The sequence below is a fragment of the Kosakonia sp. SOY2 genome (genome assembly GCF_027109175.1).
Classification (GTDB): Bacteria; Pseudomonadota; Gammaproteobacteria; order Enterobacterales; family Enterobacteriaceae; genus Kosakonia.
On the sequence record NZ_JAPVXH010000001.1, the window covers coordinates 2,409,614 to 2,426,096 of the forward strand.

Here is a 16,483-nt window from a genome sequence, read left to right on the forward strand (position 1 = left end):
CGGCATGCGTTTCGTTAAGCAAATATTGATGAAGGGATTAATTACTGAATTGACGAAACAGTGCTTTTCCTTTAAGCAAACGCGCGCCAAGCCAGCCGCCGCATAGCGAAAGCAGTAACGCGCCGCACAACGGTAACGTTGCCCACAAACGCCAGTCCGGCTCCCACGGGAAATCAAACACCCTCGTTTGCAGCACCGCCAGCGCGGTTTCCGCGCCCATCGCCGCGACCAGCCCGGAGACCAGCCCCAGCAGCGCGAACTCACACCATAACGTGGTTCGCAGTAGCCGCTTGCCCGCGCCGAGCGTGCGGTAAACCACCAGCTCCTGGTGACGCTGACGCATACCGACTTGTACCTGCGCGAGCAGCAGCAACACGCCGCAGGCCGTGACCAGCACGACCATCACTTCCAGCGCCCGGCTGACCTGCTCAAGCACCTGACCGACCTGTTTTAAAATCGCGCCAATATCGAGCAGGCTGATGGTCGGGAACTCCCGGTTCAGTTGCGTTAACATGCCGTTGCCGTTCTGCCAGCGGAAACTGGTGAGCCAGCTCTGCGGCTGGCCGTCCAGCGCCCCCAGGGGGAAGATAAAGAAGAAATTTGGCCGCAGGCTTTCCCAGTCCACTTTGCGCAGGCTGCTGATGGTGGCGCTGAATTCCTGCGTATCGCCCATAAACGTCACGGAGTCGCCTAGCTTCAGGCCTAACCGCTGCGCCAGCCCCTCCTCAACCGAGACCTCCCCGTCTTTCGGCGGCCAGTGTCCGGCGGTGACCGGGTTATGATCCGGGCGCTGCTGAAGCCAGGTGAGATTGAGTTCGCGGTTCAGCGCCTCATCCTGGTTGCCCTCCGTCGACTGGCCGTTAATTTGCGTCATCCTCGCGCGCACAATCGGGAAGAATGCCTGGGCGTCAACATGGTGCTCAGAAAGAAACGCTTTCAGCGGTGTCACCTGTTCCGGCGCGATATTGATTAAAAAGTAGTTCGGGCTTTCCGGCGGTAACTGCTGTTGCCACCTGTCCAGCAGATCGCCACGCAGCACCAGCAGCATCGCCAGCAACATAAAAGAGAGCGAAAACGCCGCAAGCTGGCTCAGCGTTGACCACGGCTGACGCAGCAGCCGGTTCACCGCAAGACGCAACGGCAGCGCTTTAAATGTCAGTCGTTTGAGCACATTAAGCAGCAGCCAGCCCACCACGCCGCACAGCAAGGCCAGCACCACCGCGCCCGCCAGCACAGCCCACAGCAACATACTGCCGCCCATCAGCCAGCCGAGTAGCAGCACGGCTACCGCGCAGATCACCGGCACGTAGAACTTCAGCGGCCAGACATTGGCCACCGCGTCACGTCGCAGCACACGCAGCGGCTGCGTCGCCAGCAGCAAGCGATAGGGTCGCAACCCCACCAGCAGCGAAATCATCACCATCGCCCCGACCGCCCACAGCCACGGCCACAAACTTGCGGGCGGCAGCGCAGCAGGCAGCACCGGCTTGAGCAGCACCATTAAAACGCTTTCGAACACCAGCCCGATGACGCCACCGGTCACCACTGACAGCGCCAGTACCATTAACCACTGCCCGACAATCAATTTGCGTAATTGCGCGCGGCCCGCACCAAGGGTTTTCAGTACCGCCACCAGATCGTAGCGACTACGGCAATAGTGCCCCATCGCCACCGCGACGGCGGCAATTGCCAGCAGCAGCGTTAATAGCGCAGATAACAACAGGAACTGCTGCGAACGCTGCAAGGATTTGCCCAGTGCGCCTTCATCCTGCTCCAGCCCGTACCAGCGGTGCTCCGGTTTCAACTGCGGCAGTAACCATTTTTCGTATGCATCTAATTGCGCGGGTGTGCCGCCAAATTTTACCCGCCAGCTGACGCGGCTACCCGGCTGCACCGCACCGGTTTTCGCCACATCGGCAATATTCATCAACAGACGTGGTGCCATCTGAAAAGGGTTAAAGCCTGAATCCGGCTCCTGTATCACTTCTCCGGCAATACGCAATGTGGCATCCCCCACATCAATAGCATCACCGGTTTTTAAATTGAGCAGCGCCATTAACCGTGGCGCCAGTAACACCGTTCCCGCTCGCGGTTTTAACCCCGCCGGGCTGGTTTGCAGCTCACCATAAAGGGGGTAAATGTCATCAACGGCTTTCACATCGGCTAATTGCGGCGTGTCGCCAGCAAAAGTCATGGTGGCAAAACTGATTTGTTCGCTGACTCGCAGCCCTGTTTTTCGCGCTTCATCCAGCCACGACTGGGGTATCTCACGAGAGCTGCGTAGCGCTCTGTCGCCCGCCATAAATTCCCGGCTCTGCTGGCTGAGCCCTTTTTCCATGCGATCGCTAATGTTGCCGAGCGCCAGCACGCAAGCCACCGCCAGACTTAGCGCCATCCAGACAATCAGCAGCGACGGCGAGCGCCATTCGCGCCAGAACCAACGGGCTATCATGCATCCTCCCGCAGTTCACCATTGACTAGCCGCAACCGCCGATCGCAACGCGCGGCAAGCTGCGGATCGTGCGTTACCAGCAGCAGTGTGGTGCCATATTGTTGATTCATGGAAAAGAGCAAATCAGCGATCTTGTCGCCGGTTTGCCTGTCGAGATTGCCGGTAGGTTCATCGGCGAACAGCACCGACGGTCGGCCATTAAACGCGCGAGCCAGCGCCACCCGCTGTTGTTCACCGCCGGAGAGTTGCGCAGGCAGATGATCCAGCCGTTTACCCAGTCCTAACTCTTCCAGTAACGCTTTCGCGCTACTGCGGCTTTGATTGCTGTTTTCGCCGCGCAGCAAGGCCGGGAGTTCAACATTTTCCAGCGCATTTAGCGTGGGAATGAGCATAAAGGATTGAAAAACAAAGCCGACATTTTGCGCACGCAGTTGCGCGCGCGCCTCTTCATCCATCTTATGCAGAGGTTTGCCGAGCAGGTTCACCTCGCCGCTACTGCCATCGTCTAACCCGGCGAGGATCGCTAACAAGGTGGACTTTCCGGAGCCGGATTCGCCAATCAGGGCGATGGTCTCGGCTGGTTTGACAACCAGCTCAACTCCGGTAAGGATGGAAAGCTCATGCTCCCCCTGACCGACGGACTTCTTAAGATGATGAACTTCAACAATGTTTTCCGCTGGCATTTGCCCTTCCTGTTTTTGCTTTTGTTAACCTTCCGCGCCACGGCGGCGGACACGTTACTGATTCTTGGCGACAGTCTGAGCGCCGGGTATCGCATGGCGGCGAATGCCGCGTGGCCTGCGCTGCTCAATGACAAATGGCAGCAAAAACCGACGGTTATCAACGCCAGCATCAGCGGCGACACCTCGCAGCAGGGGCTGGCGCGCCTGCCTGCGCTGCTTAAAGAGCATCAACCGCGCTGGGTGCTGGTGGAGCTGGGCGGTAACGATGGTCTGCGCGGTTTCGCGCCGCAGCAAACAGAGCAAACGCTGCGCCAGGTGGTGCAGGCGGTGAAAGCCGCCAACGCGCAACCGCTGTTAATGCAAATTCGGCTCCCTGCCAACTACGGTCGCCGCTATAATGAAGCCTTTAGCGCCATTTATCCTAAGCTTGCCAAGGAGTTGGATGTTCCTCTGCTGCCATTTTTTATGGAAGAGGTCTATCTGAAACCGCAATGGATGCAGGATGATGGCATCCATCCCAACCGCGATGCGCAGCCGTTTATTGCAGACTGGATGGCAACGCGACTGGCGCCTTTAGTTAACCACGACTCCTGATTGTTCAGGCACGCCCCCAGGTAAAGTTATGCAAAAAACGGTCTTAATAACAGGATGTTCCAGCGGCATCGGGCTGGAAAGCGCACGCGAACTGAAGCGTCAGGGTTTTCGCGTGCTGGCGGCCTGCCGTAAACCGGACGATGTCGCCCGGATGGCAAGCGAAGGCTTTACCGGCATTTTGCTCGATCTTGACGACGCGCAAAGCGTGATACGCGCCGCCGCCGAAGTGATAGCGCTGACCGACAATCGCCTGTACGGGATCTTCAACAACGCCGGATACGGTGTTTATGGCCCGCTCGATACCATCAGCCGCGAACAGCTGGAACAGCAATTTTCCAGTAACTTTTTTGGCACTCACCAGCTCACCATGCTGCTGCTGCCTGCGATGCTGCCGCACGACGAGGGGCGCATCGTGATGACCTCCTCGGTGATGGGGCTGATCTCAACGCCAGGCCGCGGCGCTTACGCCGCCAGCAAGTATGCGCTGGAAGCCTGGTCGGACGCTTTACGAATGGAGCTACGCCATACAGGCATCAAAGTGAGCCTGATTGAACCCGGCCCGATTCGCACGCGCTTTACCGACAACGTGAATCAGACACAACGCGATAAGCCGGTGGAAAACCCCGGTATCGCCGCACGTTTTACGCTGGGGCCGGAGGCAGTCGTCGCCAAAGTGCGCCATGCTTTTGAGAGCAGCAACCCGAAAGTGCGCTACCCGGTAACGCTGGTGACATGGGCGGTTACCTTTTTAAAACGCCTGCTGCCAACGCGCATGATGGATAAAATTTTGCACGGGTGAGTTGAAGGCGCGAAGCCTGTCCCCCATGTATGACGAAACAGTGAAATAAAGAGAACTTAGTATGTCTGCACAGAATATTGTCAATATTACCGAAATGAACCTGCAACAGGTGCTGGAGCAATCCGTTGCCACGCCGGTGCTGTTCTATTTCTGGTCCGAACGCAGCCAGCACTGCCAGCAACTGACGCCGGTGCTGGAAAACCTCGCCGCCCAGTACAACGGGCAGTTTATCCTGGCGAAAGTCGATTGCGACGCAGAGCAGATGGTGGCATCGCAGTTTGGCTTACGCGCCATTCCTACTGTTTACCTGTTCCAGAATGGCCAGCCGGTTGACGGTTTCCAGGGGCCGCAGCCGGAAGACGCGATTCGCGCGCTGCTGGATAAAGTGCTGCCGCGCGAAGAGGAGCTGAAAGCGCAACAAGCTATGCAGTTGATGCAGGAAGGCAAACACATCGACGCGCTGCCGCTGCTGAAAGAGGCCAGCCAGTTAGCACCGCAAAACAGCGAAATCACCCTGCTGCTGGCAGAAACGTTGATTGTGTTGAACCGTGCGGATGAAGCCGAAGCGGTGCTGAAAGCGGTTCCGTTACAGGATCAAGACACCCGTTACCAGGGCCTTATCGCGCAGATCGAACTGCTGAAAAAAGCCGCGGATACGCCGGAAATCCAGCAGCTGCAACAGCAGGTTGCAGACAACCCGCAGGACGCGCTGCTGGCAACACAACTGGCGCTGCAACTGCACCAGGTGGGCCGCAACGAAGAAGCGCTGGAACTGCTGTTTAGCCACCTGCGTAAAGATCTGGCTGCGGCAAACGGTGAAGCGCGCAAAATGCTGCAAGAGATCCTGGCCGCGCTCGGCACCGGCGACGCGCTGGCATCGAAATACCGCCGCCAGCTCTACTCCCTGCTCTACTAATTCCCCTGCTAAATTTGGCGATCGCGCTGTTTTAATCGCTAATTCGGGCTAAGATGGCATCAAATTAAACAGGAGGTTTTTTTGATGCCAATCGTCATTCTGGTTCTTATCTTCGTCGCGCTGGTGGTGGTTATCTCCGGTGTGAAAATCGTCCCGCAAGGCTTCCAGTGGACTGTGGAACGCTTTGGCCGTTTCACCCGTACGCTGCAGCCAGGTTTAAGCCTGGTGGTGCCGTTTATGGATCGCATTGGTCGTAAGATCAATATGATGGAACAGGTTCTCGATATCCCCTCGCAGGAAGTTATTTCCAAAGACAACGCCAACGTCACCATTGACGCAGTGTGCTTTATTCAGGTAATCGACGCTCCGCGCGCCGCTTATGAGGTGAGCAACCTAGAGCTGGCGATCATCAACCTGACCATGACTAACATCCGTACCGTGCTCGGCTCAATGGAGCTGGACGAAATGCTTTCGCAGCGCGACAGCATCAACACCCGTCTGCTGCATATTGTGGATGAAGCCACCAATCCGTGGGGCGTAAAAGTCACGCGTATTGAAATTCGCGATGTGCGCCCACCGGCGGAATTGATTGCCTCGATGAATGCGCAGATGAAAGCAGAACGTACCAAACGCGCTTACATTCTTGAAGCTGAAGGGATCCGTCAGGCGGAGATCCTCAAAGCCGAAGGGGAAAAACAGTCGCAGATCCTCAAAGCGGAAGGCGATCGCCAGTCGGCGTTTCTGCAGGCGGAAGCGCGTGAACGTTCGGCAGAAGCCGAAGCCCGCGCCACGCAGATGGTCTCTGAAGCGATTGCCGCCGGGGATATTCAGGCAGTGAACTACTTTGTGGCCCAGAAATATACCGACGCGCTGCAACAAATTGGCTCGGCGAACAACAGCAAAGTGGTGATGATGCCGCTGGATGCCAGCAGCCTGATGGGCTCGATCGCCGGGATCGCCGAACTGGTGAAAGACAGCGCCGGCGAGCGTAAAAAATGATTGCCACTCTGCTGCTCGAACATACACACCTCGCCTGGCTGGTGCTCGGCGGCCTGTTGCTGGCTGCGGAAATGCTGGGCGGTAACGGCTATCTGTTGTGGAGCGGCGTCGCGGCGGTGGTCACCGGGTTGCTGGCGTGGGTTATTCCCTTCGGCTGGGAGTGGCAGGGTGTACTGTTCGCCGTGCTGACCATGCTGGCCGCCTGGCTGTGGTGGCAATGGCTTTCGCGGCGGGTAAAACAGCAAAAACCCGCCGACGCGTCGCTGAATCTGCGTGGGCAACAGCTCGTCGGCCGCCGCTTCCAGCTTGATAACGCACTGGTGAACGGTCGAGGCCATATGCGTGTGGGCGACAGTTCGTGGCCGGTCAGCGCCGACGACGATCTCGCTGCCGGAACGCGCGTTGAGGTAACGGCCGTTGAAGGCATCACCTTACGCATCAAAGCCGTAAACGAATAACAATAACGCAAGGATTCAGGGAATGATAAAACGCCGTCGCCTCGCGCTGGGCTTGTGTCTCTCCTTTACCGCCAGCGCACCCGTGCTGGCGTCGTCTGATATCGATAGCTGCACATGGGGGAGCACGGGATGTTTCATCACCAGCCCGCCGGTGCTGGGCATTGATACCGATACCCGTGATAACCTGCTGCGCCTGGTGGATGAGCAAAAAGGATTTTTGCCACTGCGCCAGCCCGTACCGCAAGATTTCACGCGCAGCCGAAGCTTCTATTTCGGTATTCATCACGATGACACTACCGCCCCGGCAGCAACGGCGGAACCCGTTTCCAGTGACGACACCCTGCGCCAGCAAATGAAAGCGCTGGGCATCAAACCTGATGACCAAATTCCCCCCGCGCTGTTGCGCCTGATCGCCGAAGGTGACGCGGCGCAGACAGTAACTGGTGAAGGTTTTGCATCCGATGAGATGGAAAACCGTTTTGTGTCGCGTAATAACGAGACACTTTCTGGCTTTTTCGCCGCCCTGCTGGACGAAAAAGCCTTAACACCGGAACAGCGCCTGGCGCTGGCGAAAGCGCGGACGGCAGCGGATGGCCGCGGTGAAGTCATTATCAATGCACTGAGTTTCCCGCAAGGTTCAGTTGCTCTCGGTTTCCGTACCTATTTACACGGCGCTAACGCTTTCTATGCCGGTGATTATGACGCCGCCGCGCAGGATTTTACTTCGCTCGCCAGCAACCCGCAGCCGTGGCTTGCCGAAACGGCCAGCTATATGTTGATGCGCACCGCGCTTAACGCCAGTAGCGCGAATGCCAACGGTGAATATGGCGATTTCGATGTCACAAAAGTGGACAAATCCCAGGCGCAGAAAGCGCGGGATGCAGCGCTTCATTACCTGAAAAGCTGGCCGCAGGGCCACTACGCAGAATCGGCGCAGGGGATGTTGCGCCGTATCAACTGGTATTTGCAGGACTGGAACACGCTGGCGGCGCTCTACGAACAGGCGCTGTCACAGACGGCCAGCGGTGATGCGTTAATCGCGCTGGTGAATGAAAGCGACAACAAACTTCTCGAATCGGGCGGTGATGATTTTATCAGCACGCCGGATGCCTCGCTGATGACCTTTATCCTCACGCTGCGCCGCCTGCGCGATAACAAATGCGATGAAAAGCATCCCTGTATCGATCAAGCCTGGCTCGACAGCATCAAAGCCGATTTCGACAAAAATAAACGCGGCGATCTGTGGAATTACCTGCGTCTGAAGCTGGCTTTCAGCAAACAGGATTACGCCACCGTGCGCAGCGCCATCCCCCCTGCGCAAACACTGGCACCGCACAATATTCTCGCGTTTAGCGAGCAAGTGCTGTACGGCGAAGCACTGATGGCAGAAAAACAGTGGCCGGAGGCCAAAGCGCACTGGCTGCATCTTTTGGAGCTGAGCAAAGAGGTCGAACAGCAGCAATTGCTGCAGGCCAAACTGGCGGCAACGCTGGTGGAAAGCGACGCGCTGGCGCAGATTTTTACGCCTGACAGCAAGATCACGAATCTGCGTTACCGTTCCTTAGTGCTGAAAACCAAAGCACCACGCGAGTTACTGCGCCAGCAGGCCAGCAATGGGCCAAATAACGAAGAGCGCACCATCGCGCTGCACACGCTACTGACGCGCGATTTGACCGAAGGGCATTACGCCGACTGGTTACAAGACAAACAACTGATCGCCGCGATCGCACCGCCAGTCACTGGCGAAGCGTTTGATGACGTCAATCTGAGCGCATTTACCTGGAAAGGCACCGACAAAGAGAGCGTCTACTTCTGCGCTGCGCTGGAAAAAACGGTTACTACCCTGAGCCAGAAAGCGCAGGATGGCCATGCGCTGAACTGCCTCGGCGAATTTTTCCGTATCACGCAAACCCGCGTTAACCGGGAAACCGACCAGTGGGGTAACGACGCGCTGGACGACGCAACAAAGCTTAACGCTGCGCCCGGCGTCGCGCACCGTCTGGCCTGGTATCAGCAGGTTATCAACGATGCCAAAGCCGAGCCGGAAGATAAGAGCTACGCGCTGTATCGCGCCGTAATGTGTTACGCCCCCTCCGGTTATAACGATTGCGGCGGCGAAGACGTCGATAAATCCGTGCGTAAAGCATGGTTCCAGCAACTGAAAAGCCGTTATCCGGGAAGCGTATGGGCCAAAGAGCTCAAATATTACTGGTAATGGCGCTGGCAGTTGCGCTGCTCTGCCCTGCGGCGTTATCCGCTCAGGGGAAGGCAGCAGCGTACTGGTTATGGTCTGGCGTACGCCCCACGCAAACGCTGCGTGATGCCGATATTGTCTATCTGCATCAGGGCGATGTCGTCAGCGTTGCCGGTCAAACTGTGTTTGAGCGTAAAGGGCTGCCGGTCAATCAGCTTACCTTTCCGCGCATCTGGCTCACGGTGCGTTTTACCACGCTGGATGTGCCGGATGCGCTGTTGTTACGTCTTACACGGCTGTTAGCTCGCTGGCAAGCGGCGGGAAACCATGTCGTCGGGTTGCAGGTGGATTTCGATGCCGCCACCCACCGCCTTGGCAATTACGCGCTGTTTTTGCACCGTCTGCGCCAGACGCTGCCAGCAGACTACGCCCTGGGCGTCACCGGTTTACTGGACTGGGCGAAAACCGGCAGCGTGCAAACCCTTAACGCATTGCCGGTAGATGAACTGGTGGTGCAGAGCTATCAGGGGCGCAGCACCGTTGCGAATTACACCGACTACCTGCCCGCACTTTTAGCGTTACGCATCCCGTTTAAACTGGGTCTGGTGCAGAACGGCTCGCGTGATACACACGAAGAGCAGCAACTCGCCGCCTCCCCGTGGTATCGCGGCACGGTGACATTTATGCTCAACCCTTCGCGTGGTGGCAGCAGCCAGAAAGGTTATCAATAATCGGGCAATCGGCGCTGTCGTCACCAGGGCAGGAATCCGCCAGTGCCAGCAGTTGTACCCGCATCTGTTGCAGTTCGCCAATATGCCGCTCGATCTCGGCCACTTTCTGTAACGTGCGCGCTTTGACATCTGCGCTATGACGGGCCGGGTTATTAAACAGATTCACCAGCTCGCCGCACTCTTCGAGATTAAATCCTACCTGCCGTGCCTGGCGCAGCAGCGTCAACTCATTCAGGTGTTGTTGGTTGTAGCTGCGGTAGCCGTTTTCGCTGCGCAGCGGCGGTGTCACCAGCCCTTTCTCTTCATAGAAGCGAATCGCTTTGCTGGTTAAACCGGTTCTTTTTGCCACATCGCTGATATTCACGTTTCCCCCTCACTGCCAGAACCTGCGCTAATCACTATAAATGGCTGCTATGTAATAAAACAAATATATCCATATTGTTAATGGTTTTTTATTTACCCACCTTGCCGCTTCGCTATAACATGTGGCCGGATATTTCTAAGAATGATAAATGATTTACACACAGGAGTGGTTATGAGTGATATGGCGTTTTGCCGTGGTTGCGGAAAGCAAATACATAAAGAAGCGGTGGCTTGCCCGCAGTGCGGCGCGCCTCAAAACACCGCCGGGAAGAAAAGCCGAATTTCTGCTGCGCTGTTCGCCTTCTTTTTAGGTGGTTTTGGCGCGCATAAATTTTATTTAGGGAAACCATGGCAGGGGATCCTTTATCTTCTGTTTTGCTGGACCTTTATTCCGGCGATCATCTCTTTCATCGAATTTATTATTTATCTGTGCAACTCCGATCAGGAATTTGCCCGTAAATACGGTTGAGTTTTACCCCGCCGGTAATAAACAAACCCCGCCTTGTGTGGGGTTTGTCGTTTATGGAACACCTGTCGCCTCTTTGTCATGATAAAACCTTGACCTTCCCCTTGATGGAAGGTTTAAGCTTCTACACAGTCACTATTGAAGCACCACAACTAAGGAGATTAAGTATGTCTCATACCATAGCGCTAGACCTGGATGGCCTCTCCTGCGGCCATTGCGTAAAACGCGTCAAAGAGAGCCTGGAAAAACGCCCGGATGTAGAACAGGCAGACGTCACCATTGAACGTGCGGAAGTCACCGGCAGCGCCAGCGCTGACGCGTTGATCGAAACCATCAAAGAAGCCGGATATGGTGCGAGCTTAAGCCACCCAAAGGCTAAACCGCTGGCAGAGTCATCACTCCCGTCGGAAGCACTGACAGCGGCCACACCTGAGCTTCCGGCAGCCAGCGAGCTTGATGACAGCCAACAACTGTTGATCAACGGCATGAGCTGCGCCAGTTGTGTCTCCCGGGTGCAAAAGGCCTTACAGGCCGTACCGGGCGTTACGCAGGCACGGGTCAACCTGGCGGAGCGCACCGCGCTGGTTATGGGCAGTGCCCCCGCCGCTGAATTAGTCAGCGCCGTAGAGAACGCAGGCTACGGCGCTGAAGCCATTGAAGATGACATCAAACGCCGCGAGCGCCAGCAGGAAACCGCGCTCGCCACCATGAAACGCTTCCGCTGGCAGGCGATTGTCGCGCTGCTGGTTGGCGTGCCGATCATGGTGTGGGGCATGCTCGGCGATAACATGATGGTCACCGACGCCAACCGCACGCTGTGGCTCATGCTCGGTGTTGTCACGCTAGCGGTCATGATCGTAGCGGGTGGCCATTTTTACACTAGCGCCTGGAAAAGCCTGCGTAATGGCACGGCGACCATGGATACGCTGGTGGCGCTGGGGACAGGCGCGGCCTGGCTCTACTCGATGAGCGTCAATATCTGGCCGCAGTGGTTCCCGATGGAAGCGCGTCACCTTTATTACGAAGCCAGCGCGATGATCATCGGTTTGATTAACCTCGGCCACATGCTGGAAGCCCGCGCGCGCCAGCGCTCGTCTAAAGCGCTTGAGCGGTTATTAGATTTAACCCCGCCCACCGCACGCGTGATCACCGCCGATGGCGAGAAAAATGTACCGCTGGCGGACGTTCAGCCGGGTATGACGCTGCGCCTGACAACGGGCGATCGCGTGCCGGTGGATGGTGAAATCAGCCAGGGCGAAGCCTGGTTCGATGAAGCCATGCTTACCGGCGAACCGGTGCCGCAGGAGAAAAGCTCCGGCGAGAGCATTCATGCCGGGACGGTAGTACAGGACGGCAGCGTGCTGTTTACCGCCAGCGCCGTCGGCAGCCACACCACGCTGTCGCGCATTATTCGCATGGTGCGCCAGGCACAAAGTAGCAAGCCGGAGATCGGCCAGCTTGCCGATCGCATTTCCGCCGTGTTTGTGCCGGTAGTGGTCGCTATCGCCTTGTTCAGCGGCGCTATCTGGTACGTCTTCGGCCCTGCGCCGCAAATTGTCTACACGCTGGTTATCGCCACCACGGTGCTGATCATCGCCTGCCCTTGTGCGCTGGGGCTGGCAACGCCGATGTCGATTATCTCCGGCGTCGGTCGCGCGGCGGAGTTTGGCGTGCTGGTTCGCGATGCCGATGCGCTGCAACGCGCCAGCACGCTGGATACCATCGTGTTTGATAAAACCGGCACCCTGACGCGCGGCAAACCGGAAGTGGTGAGCGTGAAAACGCTGGATATCGACGACGCAACGGCGCTCCGTCTGGCGGCGGCGCTGGAGCAAGGTTCCAGCCATCCGCTGGCGCGGGCGATTATCGAAAAAGCAGGCGCGCAGACGCTGCCGGTGGTCAATCAGTTCCGTACACTGCGCGGGCTGGGCGTAAGCGGTGAGGTCGACGGGCACAGTGTGCTGCTTGGCAACCAGGCGCTGCTGGCTGAGCAAAACGTGGATACCCGCGCGCTTGACGATGAGCTGAACGCTCAGGCAAGCCTGGGCGCCACGCCGGTACTGCTGGCGATCGACGGGAAAGCCGTGGCGCTGTTGGCGATCCGCGATCCGTTACGCGAAGACAGCATCGATGCGCTGCAACGTCTGCACCGTGAAGGCTACCGCCTGGTGATGCTGACCGGTGACAACCCCACCACCGCCAACGCTATCGCTAAAGAGGCGGGTATTGATGAGGTGATCGCCGGCGTGATGCCGGATGGCAAAGCCGAGGCGATAAAAAACCTGCAACAGCAGGGCCGCCAGGTGGCGATGGTGGGCGACGGCATTAACGATGCGCCCGCGCTGGCACAGGCCGACGTGGGGATCGCGATGGGCGGCGGCAGCGATGTGGCAATCGAAACCGCCGCCATCACGCTGATGCGCCACAGCCTGTTGGGCGTTGCCGATGCGCTGGCGATTTCAAAAGCGACGCTGCGCAACATGAAACAGAACCTGCTCGGCGCGTTTGTCTACAATTCGCTGGGTATTCCGATTGCCGCGGGCATTCTCTGGCCGCTAACCGGCACATTGCTCAATCCGGTGGTCGCAGGCGCGGCAATGGCGCTCTCGTCCATTACCGTGGTCAGCAACGCCAACCGGTTATTGCGCTTTAAACCTCATCAATAAATGCCACAACCCCGCCGTTTATCCGGCGGGGTTTGCACCTTCTGGCCGCGCGCGCTAGCATGAGATTTTTCACTCAGGAAGCGCGTATGGGCCTGTTTCAACGATTGAAAACCTTTTTTCTTGCGCTTCGTGTGCCTCATTACCGCTGGCCTGCACTGGATGTGGATTTGCCCGGCGGCCGCCATCTGCACCTAGTGGGCAGTATTCATATGGGCACCTACGGTATGTCGCCGCTCCCGGCGCAGCTCCTGCAAAAACTGCGCGATGCCGACGCGCTCATCGTGGAAGCGGATATCGCCGGTTCGGATTCGCCATTCGACAATCTGCCGCCGGTCGAACCGCTTGAGCAACGCCTTCCCCCTGAACTTCTTACCCGGCTCGACAACACGCTGCAAACCCTGTCGCTTCACCGAGATGAATTCGATCAGCGGCCCGCCTGGCATATCGCGCTGGTATTGCAGGCCACGCAGGCACAGCGGCTGGGGCTACGCCCGGAGTACGGCATCGACTATCAGTTGCTACAGGCGGCGCAGCAGTATCACGTCAATATCATGGAACTGGAAGGCACCAGCAGCCAGCTGGATATCCTGCGCAGGTTGCCGGACGAAGGAAATGAACTGTTGCAGGACACCCTGACCCACTGGCATGAAAATGCGCGTTTATTACAGGTAATGATGAGCTGGTGGCTGGAAAATCCGCCCGCAGAAGATGAACTGACGCTGCCATCAACATTCAGCCAGCCGCTGCATGATGTTTTGATGCACCAGCGTAACCAGGCGTGGTGCGAGCGTTTGTTTGCGCTGCCACCAGGGCACTATGTGGTGGCAGCAGGCGCCCTGCATCTCTATGGCGAAGGGAATTTACCGGCGTTGCTACGCGAAAGAGCGGCGCAATAGCGCAAGATGGTACTATTTTCGCGCACGCGAGCAGGCGTATGCTAAGCGCCGTGAGATGACCGTGGTAAGAAGGATTATTATGACACCCGCCGTGAAGTTACTCGAAAAAAACAAGGTTCCCTTTCAGGTACACACTTACGATCACGATCCCAATGAAACCAACTTTGGTGATGAAGTGGTGCGCAAACTGGGGCTGAACGCCGATCAGGTCTATAAAACGCTGCTGGTGGCGATCAATGGCGATATGAAACATCTTGCCGTTGCGGTCACGCCGGTCGCCGGGCAGTTAGATCTGAAAAAAGTCGCCAAAGCGCTTGGCGCGAAAAAAGTCGATATGGCCGATCCGCTGGTCGCCCAGCGCACCACGGGTTATCTGGTGGGCGGCATCAGCCCGTTGGGGCAGAAAAAACGTCTGCCGACGCTGATTGATGCCCCCGCGCAAGACTTCGCTTCCATTTATGTTTCCGGCGGCAAACGCGGGCTGGATATTGAACTGGCGGCGAGCGATCTGGCAAAAATGCTGGACGCGAAATTTGCCGATATCGCCCGCCGCGATTGACGGATAAGGAGCTGGTTACTGCCAGCTCACCTCCCCTTTAGGTTCGTAAGCATTCACATCCAGCGGTGAGTTTTTCTGGATGTACTCTTTCAGCACTTCAGCGTCAATAAAACCGGTATTCACATAGCCTGCTTTATCATCCAGACGCGGATAGCCATCACCGCCGGTTGCGTTGAAACTGAGCGTTGCCAGACGGTAGCTTTTCGCCGGATCGATCGGTTCGCCTTTGATTTTGAGATCATTGAGCTTGCCGCCTTTCGCCACAAAACTGACGTTGGCGAACTGCGGATACGCGCCTGAATCCGGCTTCATTTGCGCCACTGCGGTGAGATAATCCGTCAGCTCTTTACCGGTCAGGTTGACATACACCAGCGTGTTGCCGAACGGCTGCACTTTCAGCACGTCTTTGTAAGTGATGTCGCCCGCCTCGATAGAGTCACGCACCCCGCCGCCGCTCATCACGGCCAGATCCGCGCCGGTACGCGCCATTTGCGCGGCGAGGATCACATGTGCGAGGTTGGTTTGCACAAAACGAACTTTGCTGCGATCGCCTTCCAGATGACCATTCGCGTTACCGATTTTCACCTCTAACTGCGCTTTACCTTTGTTCTGGAACGGCGTTAACAGGGAGAGCATCTGCGGGTTTTCAGCAATTTCCGGCGTGTAGAGTACGCGCTCGCTTTTGCCGTTGTCGTAGGTGACCTTCTTCTTCAGGTTGACCGGAATCAACTGGTAACGCACCAGTTTCATTTCGCCATTACGGAACTGGAAATCCGCGCGGCCGACATATTTGCCCCACTCATGCGCCTGCACAATCCAGATGCCATTTTGCTGATCCGGCGCGCACGGCGTACCAGGCACGTAATCGACCTGTTTTTTATTTTCAGACGCCATGCAAACCGGATCTTGTGAGTGACCACCCACAATCATTGCCAGCGCGCCTTTTGGCAGGCTGCGTGCCATCTCCACATCGCCCGGCGCATTCGAGCCATGCTCGCCATTGTCGTAATGGCCCATATGCGTGGTCGCCAGAATCACATCCGGTTTTTCGTTTTGTTTCAGCTCAGCAATCACCAGCTTCGCTTCGTCGGCCGGTTTGCGGAATTCGATATCGGTGAAAAACTCCGGGTTGCCGATTTTCGCCGTGTCGTCGGTAGTTAAGCCGATAACGGCAATTTTCAGCCCCTGGCGATTAAACATCATCCACGGTTTAAACAGGCGCTCGCCGGTGCTTTTCTGGTAAATGTTGGCGGAAAGGAACGGGAACTTAGCCCATTTCTCCTGCTGGCGCAGTACGCTGAGCGGGTTGTCGAACTCATGGTTACCCACGGCCATCGCATCATAGCCAATCAGGTTCATGCCGCGAAAATCGGGTTCGGCATCCTGTAAATCCGATTCCGGCACCCCGGTGTTGATATCGCCGCCGGACAGCAGCAGCACGCTGCCGCCTTCGGCCGCTACCTCTTTGCGAATGCCATCAACCAGTGTTTTCTGCGCCGATAAACCATATTCGCCGTAATCACTGCGCCAGAAATGACCGTGATGATCATTGGTATGCAGAATGGTGATGTTATAGGTCTTATCCTGCTCGTAAGCCTGTACCTGCCAGCTGGCAACGCCCATCGCCGCCAGCAGCCCCAGCGTAATGCTCTTCTTTAACAATCTCATGCTTCCCTCCCTGACCCATTGATAAACTGAGAAATTACA

Annotated in this window: 15 protein-coding genes; 11 read left to right on the forward strand and 4 right to left on the reverse strand. The window is 57.1% G+C overall.

Features of this window, described 5'->3' with window-relative positions; all coding sequences use genetic code 11:
- Window positions 1–37: 37 nt before the first annotated feature.
- Window positions 38–2,452 carry a putative ABC transporter permease subunit YbbP gene (gene ybbP, locus O3S68_RS11475; RefSeq protein ID WP_269231545.1) on the reverse strand — a complete coding sequence of 805 codons (2,415 nt, stop codon included), beginning with the start codon at window positions 2,450–2,452 and terminating at the stop codon, window positions 38–40.
- On the reverse strand, window positions 2,449–3,135 hold the full coding sequence (gene ybbA, locus O3S68_RS11480) for a putative ABC transporter ATP-binding protein YbbA (protein WP_020456832.1): 687 nt from the start codon (window positions 3,133–3,135) through the stop codon (window positions 2,449–2,451). Before ybbA ends, ybbP begins: the two co-directional genes overlap by 4 nt.
- Here ybbA and tesA point away from each other — a divergent pair.
- From tesA to O3S68_RS11515, 7 genes are all read left to right on the forward strand, one after another.
- Window positions 3,106–3,729, forward strand: a complete 624-nt coding sequence (gene tesA / locus O3S68_RS11485; protein WP_269231685.1) for a multifunctional acyl-CoA thioesterase I/protease I/lysophospholipase L1 — start codon at window positions 3,106–3,108, stop codon at window positions 3,727–3,729. The genes ybbA and tesA overlap by 30 nt on opposite strands.
- A 28-nt stretch (window positions 3,730–3,757) precedes the next feature.
- Window positions 3,758–4,528, forward strand: coding sequence for an SDR family oxidoreductase (locus O3S68_RS11490; protein WP_020456830.1), 771 nt, complete (start codon window positions 3,758–3,760; stop codon window positions 4,526–4,528).
- 61 nt (window positions 4,529–4,589) lie between these two features.
- On the forward strand, window positions 4,590–5,444 hold the full coding sequence (locus O3S68_RS11495) for a co-chaperone YbbN (RefSeq protein WP_269231546.1): 855 nt from the start codon (window positions 4,590–4,592) through the stop codon (window positions 5,442–5,444).
- A gap of 84 nt (window positions 5,445–5,528) precedes the next feature.
- Window positions 5,529–6,443: an SPFH domain-containing protein gene (locus O3S68_RS11500; RefSeq protein ID WP_017455696.1), complete on the forward strand. Its 915-nt coding sequence runs from the start codon at window positions 5,529–5,531 to the stop codon at window positions 6,441–6,443.
- A complete protein-coding gene (locus tag O3S68_RS11505; protein ID WP_020456828.1) occupies window positions 6,440–6,901 on the forward strand; it encodes an NfeD family protein in 462 nt (153 codons plus the stop codon). The genes O3S68_RS11500 and O3S68_RS11505 overlap by 4 nt, the downstream gene beginning before the upstream one ends.
- A 22-nt stretch (window positions 6,902–6,923) precedes the next feature.
- On the forward strand, window positions 6,924–9,116 hold the full coding sequence (locus tag O3S68_RS11510) for a hypothetical protein (protein ID WP_269231547.1): 2,193 nt from the start codon (window positions 6,924–6,926) through the stop codon (window positions 9,114–9,116).
- Window positions 9,086–9,826 carry a DUF3142 domain-containing protein gene (locus O3S68_RS11515; protein WP_269231548.1) on the forward strand — a complete coding sequence of 247 codons (741 nt, stop codon included), beginning with the start codon at window positions 9,086–9,088 and terminating at the stop codon, window positions 9,824–9,826. The genes O3S68_RS11510 and O3S68_RS11515 overlap by 31 nt, the downstream gene beginning before the upstream one ends.
- Here O3S68_RS11515 and cueR read toward each other — a convergent pair.
- Window positions 9,783–10,190, reverse strand: coding sequence for a Cu(I)-responsive transcriptional regulator (gene cueR, locus O3S68_RS11520; RefSeq protein WP_017455692.1), 408 nt, complete (start codon window positions 10,188–10,190; stop codon window positions 9,783–9,785). The genes O3S68_RS11515 and cueR overlap by 44 nt on opposite strands.
- Before the next feature lie 171 nt (window positions 10,191–10,361).
- Here cueR and O3S68_RS11525 point away from each other — a divergent pair, with 171 nt between their 5' ends.
- The 4 genes from O3S68_RS11525 (at window position 10,362) to ybaK (ending at window position 14,776) form a co-directional block, all read left to right on the forward strand.
- Window positions 10,362–10,658, forward strand: coding sequence for a TM2 domain-containing protein (locus O3S68_RS11525; protein ID WP_017455691.1), 297 nt, complete (start codon window positions 10,362–10,364; stop codon window positions 10,656–10,658).
- Between the two features lie 164 nt (window positions 10,659–10,822).
- Complete coding sequence (copA, locus tag O3S68_RS11530; protein WP_269231549.1) at window positions 10,823–13,321, forward strand: copper-exporting P-type ATPase CopA; 2,499 nt, start codon at window positions 10,823–10,825, stop codon at window positions 13,319–13,321.
- 86 nt (window positions 13,322–13,407) lie between these two features.
- On the forward strand, window positions 13,408–14,217 hold the full coding sequence (locus O3S68_RS11535) for a TraB/GumN family protein (protein ID WP_269231550.1): 810 nt from the start codon (window positions 13,408–13,410) through the stop codon (window positions 14,215–14,217).
- 79 nt (window positions 14,218–14,296) lie between these two features.
- Window positions 14,297–14,776: a Cys-tRNA(Pro)/Cys-tRNA(Cys) deacylase YbaK gene (ybaK, locus tag O3S68_RS11540; RefSeq protein ID WP_045509145.1), complete on the forward strand. Its 480-nt coding sequence runs from the start codon at window positions 14,297–14,299 to the stop codon at window positions 14,774–14,776.
- Between the two features lie 15 nt (window positions 14,777–14,791).
- On the opposite strand, the gene ushA is transcribed toward ybaK, so the two are convergent.
- Window positions 14,792–16,444 carry a bifunctional UDP-sugar hydrolase/5'-nucleotidase UshA gene (gene ushA / locus O3S68_RS11545; protein ID WP_269231551.1) on the reverse strand — a complete coding sequence of 551 codons (1,653 nt, stop codon included), beginning with the start codon at window positions 16,442–16,444 and terminating at the stop codon, window positions 14,792–14,794.
- Window positions 16,445–16,483: the final 39 nt, after the last annotated feature.